This window comes from Aeromonas sp. FDAARGOS 1414, from assembly GCF_019047065.1.
Classification (GTDB): Bacteria; Pseudomonadota; Gammaproteobacteria; order Enterobacterales; family Aeromonadaceae; genus Aeromonas; species Aeromonas veronii_A.
Genome location: NZ_CP077210.1, coordinates 4,419,427 through 4,430,000, shown reverse-complemented (window position 1 = coordinate 4,430,000; position 10,574 = coordinate 4,419,427). Strand labels below are relative to the sequence as shown.

Below are 10,574 nucleotides of genomic sequence, written 5' to 3'. Positions count from 1 at the left end.
CAGTTGCACCAAGCGCAAGGTTTTCTGCTTATCCTGCATGCTTTTACGCAACTGACCGCTCAACAGGATGGGGGTTCTGCTCCAAAGAATGTCATAGCGCAACATCAGGTCATTGTGCTCTATTCCACCATAATGGTAGACCTCTACAGCACTGAGGAAACGCCCCAACTCGAGCTGCAGCTGCATCAGCGCCCAGGAGACATCATAGGTATATTTCTCCATCGCTCTGGTCGCATTCTGGAGCTGAACCAGACAATAAAGGGTGCTCCCGGTAAACGACAGAATGGATACATACAGAATGACGAGCAGTGCCCACGCCCTGGTCTTTCCTTTCACCCCGTGCTCCCGTGACTCTTTTATCAGTGTTGAATATCTATCAGGTCCAGCTGCCAAATCATCATGTCGGTATATTCAGAGCGCTTCAGCTCCGGATATTGATCAAGCGGCAACATAAACCAGAGCGGCCCCTTGTCACGGACCCTCATGGCTACCCCGTCATCTTCCCAAGCAAGAATAGGGTTATACTTGGCAACTTTGTCCCAATTGATGCGGATCTGAAAACTGTTCAATGCTGTCAAGGTTATGCTCTTGCCATTAGCCCCCACTGCGGCCAGCACGTCCGCTACCTTGGGCCCTCTGTACTTGTGAGGTTTATCAACCCAAGGGTTGCTGGTGACTATCTCATATTGCGGCAACGCCTGCAGCGTGGCCAAGTCAAAAAGCACTTTGCCGTCCACCTCATCTGGGGAGCTGATATTGCCGCTTACTTTCAAGATCACAGGCCCCTTGAGGGCCTCGGCAGCCACAAGCGGCATGGCAATCAATGCAAACAGCAGAGTTATCCATCCAAGCACCTTCATCTTTCCCCCTTACACTTTTCTGCTATCAACAGACTCAGTTTAGTCAGATATAAAAAAACGGCCCGCCAAGGCGAGCCGTTTCTCAAACAGAGCCGGGATGATGATTACATCATGCCCATGCCACCCATGCCACCCATATCAGGCATGGCTGGAGCATCTTTCTTCGGCAGCTCGGTCACCATGCACTCGGTGGTGATCATCAGGCCGGCGATAGAAGAGGCGAACTGCAGGGCAGAGCGGGTGACCTTGGTCGGATCCAGGATACCCATGGTCAGCATGTCGCCATACTGCTCGGTGTAAGCGTTGTAACCGAAGTTGCCTTCACCATTCTTCACCGCGTTGGCGATGACGGAGGCTTCTTCACCGGCGTTGATGACGATTTGACGCAGTGGGGCTTCCATGGCGCGCAGGGCAACCTTGATACCGACGTTCTGGTCTTCGTTGTCACCGCGCAGACCAGCCAGTTTGGCAGCAACGCGAACCAGAGCAACACCACCACCGGCAACCACGCCTTCTTCAACGGCGGCGCGGGTAGCGTGCAGGGCATCTTCCACACGGGCTTTTTTCTCTTTCATCTCGACTTCGGTGGCTGCGCCAACCTTGATCACGGCAACACCGCCAGCCAGCTTGGCTACGCGCTCTTGCAGCTTCTCACGGTCGTAGTCGGAAGAGGTCTCTTCGATCTGCTGACGGATCTGGGCAACACGACCTTCGATCACACCGGCATCGCCCACGCCATCGATGATGGTGGTGTTCTCTTTGGTGATGACGATGCGCTTGGCACGACCCAGATCTTCCAGCGTCGCTTTTTCCAGCTCCATGCCAACTTCTTCAGAGATGACGGTACCGCCAGTCAGTACGGCGATATCCTGCAGCATGGCCTTGCGACGGTCACCGAAGCCAGGCGCCTTGACGGCTGCCACTTTCACGATACCACGCATGGTGTTGACCACCAGAGTCGCCAGGGCTTCGCCTTCTACGTCTTCGGCAACGATCAACAGCGGTTTGCCCGCTTTGGCAACACCTTCCAGCACCGGCAGCATTTCGCGGATGTTGGAGACTTTCTTGTCAACCAGCAGGATGAACGGGTCGTCCAGTTCAACGGAACCGGTCTCTTGCTTGTTGATGAAGTAGGGGGACAGGTAGCCGCGGTCGAACTGCATACCTTCAACAACTGCCAGCTCATCTTCCAGACCCTGACCATCTTCAACGGTGATGACGCCATCGCGACCCACTTTGTCCATGGCTTCGGCAATCAGCTTGCCCACTTTCTCGTCGGAGTTGGCGGAGATGGTGCCCACCTGAGCGATGGCATTGCTGTCAGCACACGGCTGGGACAGCGCCTGCAGCTCGGCAACGGCAGCCACCACTGCCTTGTCGATACCGCGCTTCAGATCCATCGGGTTCATACCGGCGGCAACGGCTTTCAGACCTTCGTTGACGATGGCCTGAGCCAGAACGGTTGCAGTAGTGGTACCGTCACCCGCAGCATCGTTCGCCTTGGAAGCCACTTCCTTGACCATCTGGGCGCCCATGTTCTGGAACTTGTCTTCCAGCTCGATTTCGCGCGCAACAGATACACCATCTTTAGTGATGGTCGGGGCGCCGAAGGACTTGTCCAGCACCACGTTGCGGCCTTTCGGACCCAAGGTCACCTTGACGGCATCGGCCAGAATGTTGACGCCTTCCAGCATCTTGATGCGAGCTTCGTTACCAAACTTAACGTCTTTAGCAGCCATTTTTCTTCAATCCTTAAATCAATTCGGGGAAAAAGGAGGATGGATTACTCTTCGACAATCGCCAGAATGTCGGTTTCGGAGAGGATCAGGACATCCTGACCATCCAGCTTCTCGGTCTTCACACCGTAGCCTTCGTTGAAGATCACCTTGTCACCAACCTTCACGGCCAGCGCTTTGACTTCGCCATTATCCAGGATGCGACCAGTCCCCACGGCAAGCACTTCACCACGGGTGGACTTCTGGGCCGCGGTACCCGTCAATACGATACCGCCGGCAGATTTGGCTTCAGCTTCGATGCGCTTGATGATGACGCGGTCGTGCAGTGGACGAATTTTCATCGATAACTCTCCCAAAATGAGTCTCATTGTTGCTTTGAGGAATGGCCGTTCCAGGCCAAATTAGATATGTCCCTGATGTGGGGCAGAGTTGCTAACCCTTCAAGGGCAAATACAAAAAAAATTTTTTCACGTACTATAAACATCTTCGATGGTTCAGCCATGTCTGCACCCTGGTGCAAGGTCGGTTCAAGCCGCCCGTTTTCGATGCCAGAACCTTCAAAGCCAGCTGTAGAGACGAGCCCTTGACCCGCACCAACCCCATGTTGACTGCCCCTATTCCGGTCGTACTGCGCCAGATGACGGGCCCCATGATCTTCGGCATCATCGCCATTCTGGCCTTCAATCTGGTCGATACCTTTTTTATCGGTATGCTGGGAACCGAAGCTCTGGCCGCCATCAGTTTTACCTTTCCCGTCACTTTTGTGGTTACCTCGCTGGCGATGGGATTGGGCGCCGGATTGTCAGCGGTGATCGGTCATACCCTAGGGCAGGGCAAACACGATGAGGCGGCCCATCTCGCCACCGACAGCCTGTTTCTGGCGGTGCTCATGGTGGCCCTGCTCTCCGCGGGGGGCGCTCTCACCATCAAACCCCTGTTTACTCTGCTGGGGGCCAGTGCCGAGCTTATCTCCCTCATCCATGACTACATGCTGATCTGGTATCTCACAGTCCCCATGCTGGTGCTGCCCATGGTGGGCAATGCCGCCATCCGGGCGACCGGCGATACCAAAACCCCCAGTCTGGTGATGGCCGTAGCCGGGTTGGTCAACGGAGTACTGGATCCTCTGTTGATCTTCGGCATCGGCCCCTTTCCCGAGTGGGGGATCCGCGGGGCCGCCATCGCCACCTCTATCTCTTGGTTGATGGCGATGCTGGTCAGCCTCTATATCCTGCGTCATCGGGAAGGCTTGCTGCTGTGGCGCCTCTCGCCGCGGGCCCGGTTGCTGTCCCACTGGCGGGCGTTACTCCATGTCGCCGTCCCCGCCTCTTTTACCAATATGCTCAACCCCTTGGCCAATGCGGTGCTGATGACGATCTTTGCTGGCCTGGGTACCGAGGTGGTAGCCGCTTACGGCGCCGCATCGCGGGTCGAGGCGCTGTTGCTAATTGTGATGATGGCCCTCGCCTCCGTACTGGCCCCTTTCATCTCGCAAAACTGCGGCGCTGGCAATCCGGCCCGCGCCAAGGCTGCGCTGCAAAGCTGCATGAGGTTTGCGTTGCTGTTCCAGCTCGCCATCTATGGCCTGACCTGGCTACTGGCGCCACTCATCGCCAATCTGTTCAGCGATCATCCGCAGGTCATTCGCCTCATCATTCTCTATCTGCATCTGGTGCCGATCGGTTACGGCTTTCAGGGCATGGTGATGCTGCTGGCCTCGGCACTCAATGGCGTGCGAGCATCCAGTATCTCGTTTTTGTTCAACGGATTGCGGCTGTTTGGTTTTCTGTTGCCAGGAGCCTGGCTGGGGGCAAAGCTGGGAGGAGAACAGGGGATATATCTGGGGATCTTGCTGGCCAATCTGGCGGCGGGCACCCTCGCATGGTGGTATGCCCGACACCGCTTCGAGGCGTTGTGCCATCAGGGTAAACCCTGATTCAGTCACTCACCTCGGGTTTTCGTTTCGTCGATTACTCTTTACGCTCACTCTTTGCGCTCAAATTCGCCTTCGATGGTGGTGCCGCCCTGCTTGGCGTTCCCCAGATGATCATCGGACGGTGCGTTGCCAAACGGCGATTGAGTACGCTGGAAACCGCCCATCTGCATCCGGAACTGGCTGCTGCCGATCAGCTTGTCAGCCAGTTTGTTGCGCAGCCAGGGTTGCAGCAACAGCACACCGAAAATGTCGGTCACGAAACCCGGGATAATCAGCAGCAGGCCCGCCAACGCCAGCATCATGCCCCCCATCACCTCGCGGCCCGGCATCTCGCCCATCTGCATCTTTTGCTGGGCGCTGAACAGGGTCTTGATCCCTTCACTGCGCACCAGCGAGGAGCCCAATACCGCAGTCAGTATGAGCAAGCCGACAGTCGGCAGCGCCCCGATTACCGAGCCGACCTCGATCATCACGGTGAGCTCCAGCACAACCAGACCCACCAACAACAAAAACAACTTGCCCATATCCACTCCAGCACCGGTAAATTGAGAAAAAGTGGCGCCCATCCAACGATGGCCGGAGGCGATTTTGCCGCCCCGTCATCACCACTTTCTGCCCTGAATAAATGGGGGCCGTCCCCCCTTTTTCAAGTTGGTCAACTGACTCCTACGTCATCAGCAATCTAAAAAACCAGCAAAAAGTCACAAAAATATATAAAAATCATCACGATAAAAACTTCATAACATATGTGTACTTTCCTCAAAGTAATTTGAAAATGTCGCAAATTTAGTGATCCACCTCTAATAACCGATACCTCAATTGGAGTAGTATATTGATTAGTTTTTCGGGAGGTCACTCTCCCTACCGCCCCACTCGATGTGTGGTGCTTCAGGATGAGCTGTGCGCAAGGAACTCGCGACCACTCGGTGAGGATTTTTCCATTTATCTGATTTCTGAGGCATTACAATGAGCGACATCAAGAACGTCCGCATTGAAGAAGACCTGCTGGGCACCAAAGAAGTTTCCAATGATCTCTACTACGGTGTGCACACCCTGCGCGCTGTCGAGAACTTCAAGATCAGCTCTCAGAAGATTTCTGACGTTCCGGAATTTGTCCGCGGTATGGTGCTGACCAAGAAAGCTGCTGCACTGGCAAACGGCGAGCTCGGTACCATCCGTCCTGAAATTGCTGACAAGATCGTAGAAGCCTGCGACCTGATGCTGAACACAGGCAAATGCTTCGACCAGTTCCCGGTCGACGTTTACCAGGGAGGCGCCGGCACCTCCGTCAACATGAACACTAACGAAGTACTGGCCAACATCGCCTTGGAAATCATGGGTCTGGAGAAAGGCCGTTACGACGTCATCAACCCGAACGACCACGTCAACAAGTGCCAGTCCACCAACGATGCTTACCCGACCGGTTTCCGCGTTGCTGTGGTCAACAGCACTGACGTGACTCTGCATGCTCTGGAAGCACTGATTGCCGCTTTTGATGCCAAAGCAGAAGAATTCAAGAAGATCCTGAAGATGGGCCGTACCCAGCTGCAAGATGCGGTTCCGATGACCCTGGGTCAAGAGTTCCACGCCTTCGCCGTCACCCTGCGCGAAGAGATCAAATCCATCAAGCGTTGCCAGGAGCTGCTGCTGGAAGTGAACCTGGGGGCGACCGCCATCGGTACCGGTCTGAACACTCCGCCCGAGTACTCTGCACTGGCTATCAAGCGTCTGGCCGAGATCACCGGTCGTGCCTATGTGCCGGCAGAAGACCTGATCGAAGCGACCTCCGACTGTGGCGCCTACGTCATGCTGCACGGCGCCATCAAGCGTCTGGCCATGAAGCTGTCCAAGATCTGTAACGACCTGCGTCTGCTTTCCTCCGGCCCGCGCACTGCACTGAAAGAGATCAACCTGCCGGAAATGCAGGCCGGTTCCTCCATCATGCCGGCCAAGGTCAACCCGGTTATCCCGGAAGTGGTCAACCAATCCTGCTTCAAGGTATTCGGTAACGACATCACCATCACCTTCGCCGCCGAAGCCGGTCAGCTGCAGCTGAACGTCATGGAGCCGGTGATTGGTCAGGCGATGTTCGAATCCCTGAGCCTGATGGAAAAAGCCTGTATTTCCCTGCGCGAGAAGTGCGTGGAAGGTATCACCGCCAACCCGGAAATCTGCATGAATCACGTGCTGAACTCCATCGGTATCGTGACCTACCTGAACCCCTTCATCGGCCACCACGAAGGGGATATCGTCGGCAAGATCTGTGCCCAGACCGGCAAGAACGTCCGTGAAGTCGTTCTTGAGCGCGGTCTGCTGAGCGCCGAGCAGCTGGACGAAATTCTCTCCATCGAGAACCTGATGAACCCGCAATACAAAGCCAAGCGTTTCACCCGCGAAGCTGCCGTATAAGCGAGTGTGGGCCGGGATCTTCCCGGCCCATAAAGTCAGTTCCCGATTGGTCTTTATCCCCAGCCCGATCGGGAATTGGCTTTTTGCCAAATAAAAACCAAAAACTAAAAAATGGAGTTATCGCTATGATTGGAATCGAGTTACTTGTCGTGCTCGCCGCTATCTATCTGGGGGCCCGGATAGGCAGCATCGGCATCGGCTTTGCCGGTGGTCTGGGGGTACTGGTATTGACGTGGGGTCTGGGCATGCCCATCCCGAGCGATCAACTGGTCAGCTACATCCCTTGGGATGTGATCATGATCATCGCGTCCGTCATCTGCGCCATCGCCTGTATGCAACTGGCTGGCGGGATGGACTATCTGGTCTTCCTGGCAGAAAAAGCGCTGCGCAAGAACCCCAAATACATCACCTTCGCCGCCCCGGTGGTCACCTACCTGATGACCATGCTGGCCGGTACCGGTCATACCGCCTTCTCCACCCTGCCGGTGATCGCTGAAGTGGCCAAAGAGCAAGGGATCCGCCCATCCCGTCCTCTCTCCATCGCGGTTGTCGCTTCCCAGATCGCCATCACAGCCTCCCCAATTTCTGCCGCTGTGGTTGCCTTCTCCGGCATGCTCGAGCCGTTCGGTGTTGACTACCTGACCCTGCTGGCCATCTGCATCCCCTCTACCTTCCTGGCCTGTATCCTGGGCGCCTTCATTGCCAACATGATGGGCAAACCGCTGGATCAGGACGAAGTCTATCTGGAGCGTAAAGCCAAGGGCCTGATCAAACTGCGTGGTACTACCAAGCTCGAGATCAAACCGTACGCCAAACTGTCTGTCTGGATCTTCATCGCCGCCATCGTTGCTGTCATGGCTTATGCCACTGCCATCTCCGGTAAAGTGGGCCTGATCACCAACCCGCCGATCCCCCGTGACGGTGCCATCATGGGCATCATGCTGGCCGCGGCCACCATCATGACCCTGGTGTGCAAACTGGACGCCACCCAGGTCACCAACATGCCGACCTTCAAGTCCGGTATGTCCGCCTGTATCTGCGTACTGGGTGTGGCCTGGCTGGGTAACGTCTTCGTGAAAGGCAACATGGACACCATCCAGCTGATCGCTGGCGACCTGCTGAACCAGTACTCCTGGCTGCTGGCCGTGGTGCTGTTCTTCGCTGCCATGCTGCTCTATTCACAAGGCGCCACCACCAAAGCGTTGATGCCTGCCGCACTGGCACTGGGTGTCAGCCCGCTGACTGCGATTGCCTCCTTCGCAGCCGTGAGCGCCCTGTTCGTACTGCCGACCTACCCGACCCTGCTGGCCGCGGTAGAGATGGACGACACCGGCTCCACCCGTATCGGTAAGGCGGTCTTCAACCACCCCTTCTTCGTACCGGGCACCGCCACCATCGCCATCGCCGTGGCACTGGGCTTCTTCTTCGGCGGCATCCTGCTGTAATTCATCGCCTGCTGATAGCCAAACAAAAATCCCCGCCAGTTGGCGGGGATTTTTTTTATCTCTTTTTACTCTGTGGTTGGCTTGGCTGTCTGACAGCAAGAGGGCTGACCTCTTATCCGGATGGCTCAACCACGGCGACAGCAGACACTACAACAGCCTACCAGCTGCGCTATAACCACCGCTGCTGGATTGCCGGAGTAGTAGGCCACCATGGTACTCAGCACCACGCCAGAAGGCGGGAACCGTCGGATCAGACCGGATCCAGGGTATCCAGCGGCCAGCGCGGCACGGCTTTGACCGCCAGCGGCTCAAACACGCCCGCTTTCAGGCGCTGCATACCGGCGTAAGCGATCATGGCGCCGTTATCGGTGCAATATTCAGTGCGCGGATAGAACACCTCGCCCTTGAGGCTCTCCATCAGCTCGGCCAGCTGGGCACGCAGATGACGGTTGGCACTGACGCCACCGGCGACCACTAGACGCGTGAGACCGGTCTCTTTCAAGGCACGACGGCACTTGATGGCCAGGGTATCGACCACCGCATCTTCAAACGCCCGAGCGATATCGGCACGGGTCTGTTCATCATCACCATTGGCGGCGATGGTGTTGGCGGTGAAGGTCTTGAGGCCGGAGAAGCTCATGTCGAGCCCTGGGCGATCAGTCATGGGACGGGGGAAGTGGAAGCGCCCCTTAGTGCCCTTCTCGGCCAGACGGGAGAGCAGCGGACCACCCGGATAGTCCAGCCCCATCAGCTTGGCGGTCTTGTCGAACGCTTCGCCAGCGGCATCGTCGATGGATTCCCCCAGCAGCTGATAGCTGCCGATACCATCGACCCGCACCAGCATGGAGTGACCACCGGAGACCAGCAGCGCCACGAAGGGGAACTCGGGAGCTTTCTCTTCCAGCATGGGGGCCAGCAGGTGCCCTTCCATATGATGGACCGCAATGGCCGGCTTGTTCCACGCCATCGCCAGAGAGCGGCCAATGGTCGCCCCCACCAGAATGGCGCCAACCAGACCCGGACCCGCGGTATACGCGATGCCGTCGATGTCATCTTTGCCCAGTCCCGCCTCTTGCAATGCGGCCTGGATCAACGGGATCGTCTTGCGAACATGATCCCGGCTGGCGAGTTCGGGGACAACGCCACCGTAGTCCGCATGCAGCTTGACCTGGCTGTATAACTGATGGGAAAGGATCCCTTTTTGATCGTCGAAGATCGCGATCCCGGTTTCGTCACAGGATGTCTCTATGCCCAATACACGCATTGCTAAAAAATTTCACTGCTAAAATGAGACGGCTATGGTAACCTTCGCGGGTTTTTTAAACCAGAGCGATCTCTGCGGGTTTACTTTCATTCCCTGTCCAGAGTATAATTTCGCACCATTTTAAGACATGCTGATCGATTGAAGGTCAGCTAACAATTTATCACTGAGGTGAAAGGCACATGCCAGTAATCAAAGTCCGTGAAAATGAGCCGTTTGACGTTGCTCTGCGTCGTTTCAAGCGTTCTTGCGAAAAAGCCGGTATCCTGTCCGAAGTTCGTAGCCGTGAGTTCTACGAGAAGCCGACTACCATTCGTAAGCGCGCCAAAGCGTCTGCTGTCAAGCGTCACGCCAAGAAGCTGTCTCGCGAAAACGCACGTCGTATCCGCCTGTACTAATCGGGAGATATTGCCGTGTCTCTGAAGGATCAACTCAAGGATCAGCAAAAACTCGCCATGCTTGCCAAAGATAAGGCACGTCTGGGAGCGATCCGCTTGTTGATGGCAGAAATCAAGCAACGTGAAGTCGATACCCGTATTGAGCTGAATGATGAGGATATCCTCGCTGTCGTGACCAAAATGGTCAAACAGCGCCGCGATTCCATCAGCCAATTTGAAGCTGCCGGTCGCCAGGATCTCGCCGACAAAGAGTCCGCCGAGATCGTTGTGTTGCAGGAGTTCCTGCCGCAACAGCTGACCGCAGATGAAATTGCCGCCCTGATCGAGCAAGCCATCACTGAAAGTGGTGCTGCCGTTATGGCTGATATGGGCAAGGTCATGGCTGTTTTGAAGCCGAAAATTCAGGGGCGTGCCGATGTCGGCGCCGTCAGTGCTCAGGTGAAAACCCGCTTGGCGTAACAGGCAACTCTCTTGTTTGGTCGAAGAAGCCGTGCTTCCCTTGGAATGCGCGGCTTTTTTATTTTCTCCG

At 56.1% G+C, this 10,574-nt stretch carries 11 protein-coding genes (1 of these 11 running past the window's edge); 5 read left to right on the top strand and 6 right to left on the bottom strand.

What is annotated here, in order from left to right; translation table 11 throughout:
* From I6L44_RS20180 to I6L44_RS20165, 4 genes are all read right to left on the bottom strand, one after another.
* On the bottom strand, positions 1-336 hold the 5' end (the start) of the coding sequence (locus I6L44_RS20180; protein WP_216952895.1) for a bifunctional diguanylate cyclase/phosphodiesterase. Its footprint begins 1,596 nt before the window's first position; only the first 336 of its 1,932 coding nucleotides appear in the window; its start codon is at positions 334-336; its stop codon lies off the left edge, out of view.
* A 23-nt stretch (positions 337-359) separates the two neighbouring features.
* Positions 360-860: a molybdopterin-binding oxidoreductase gene (locus I6L44_RS20175; RefSeq protein WP_216952894.1), complete on the bottom strand. Its 501-nt coding sequence runs from the start codon at positions 858-860 to the stop codon at positions 360-362.
* Positions 861-964: 104 nt separating this feature from the next.
* Entirely contained in the window at positions 965-2,599 is a 1,635-nt protein-coding gene (groL, locus tag I6L44_RS20170) for a chaperonin GroEL (RefSeq protein ID WP_005341224.1), read from the bottom strand.
* A gap of 44 nt (positions 2,600-2,643) precedes the next feature.
* Complete coding sequence (locus I6L44_RS20165; RefSeq protein ID WP_005340573.1) at positions 2,644-2,937, bottom strand: co-chaperone GroES; 294 nt, start codon at positions 2,935-2,937, stop codon at positions 2,644-2,646.
* A gap of 260 nt (positions 2,938-3,197) precedes the next feature.
* Between I6L44_RS20165 and I6L44_RS20160 the strand changes: the two genes are divergently transcribed.
* Positions 3,198-4,532, top strand: coding sequence for an MATE family efflux transporter (locus I6L44_RS20160; protein WP_254204302.1), 1,335 nt, complete (start codon positions 3,198-3,200; stop codon positions 4,530-4,532).
* A 47-nt stretch (positions 4,533-4,579) separates the two neighbouring features.
* On the opposite strand, the gene I6L44_RS20155 is transcribed toward I6L44_RS20160, so the two are convergent.
* Positions 4,580-5,056 carry an FxsA family protein gene (locus I6L44_RS20155; RefSeq protein ID WP_005340570.1) on the bottom strand — a complete coding sequence of 159 codons (477 nt, stop codon included), beginning with the start codon at positions 5,054-5,056 and terminating at the stop codon, positions 4,580-4,582.
* A 442-nt stretch (positions 5,057-5,498) separates the two neighbouring features.
* On the opposite strand from I6L44_RS20155, the gene aspA reads away from it, so the two are divergent.
* Entirely contained in the window at positions 5,499-6,941 is a 1,443-nt protein-coding gene (gene aspA, locus I6L44_RS20150) for an aspartate ammonia-lyase (protein WP_005341227.1), read from the top strand.
* A 125-nt stretch (positions 6,942-7,066) separates the two neighbouring features.
* Positions 7,067-8,386, top strand: coding sequence for an anaerobic C4-dicarboxylate transporter (locus tag I6L44_RS20145; RefSeq protein WP_042052808.1), 1,320 nt, complete (start codon positions 7,067-7,069; stop codon positions 8,384-8,386).
* 250 nt (positions 8,387-8,636) lie between these two features.
* Here the strand turns inward: I6L44_RS20145 and tsaD are convergent, their stop codons facing one another.
* Positions 8,637-9,650, bottom strand: coding sequence for a tRNA (adenosine(37)-N6)-threonylcarbamoyltransferase complex transferase subunit TsaD (gene tsaD / locus I6L44_RS20140; RefSeq protein ID WP_005340567.1), 1,014 nt, complete (start codon positions 9,648-9,650; stop codon positions 8,637-8,639).
* A gap of 179 nt (positions 9,651-9,829) precedes the next feature.
* Here tsaD and rpsU point away from each other — a divergent pair, with 179 nt between their 5' ends.
* Together rpsU and I6L44_RS20130 are read left to right on the top strand one after the other, a co-directional pair.
* The gene (gene rpsU, locus I6L44_RS20135; RefSeq protein WP_005309452.1) at positions 9,830-10,045 is read left to right on the top strand and encodes a 30S ribosomal protein S21; all 216 of its coding nucleotides are present in this window, start codon (positions 9,830-9,832) and stop codon (positions 10,043-10,045) included.
* Positions 10,046-10,060: 15 nt separating this feature from the next.
* A complete protein-coding gene (locus I6L44_RS20130) occupies positions 10,061-10,504 on the top strand; it encodes a GatB/YqeY domain-containing protein (protein ID WP_005349081.1) in 444 nt (147 codons plus the stop codon).
* The last annotated feature ends 70 nt before the right edge of the window (positions 10,505-10,574 follow it).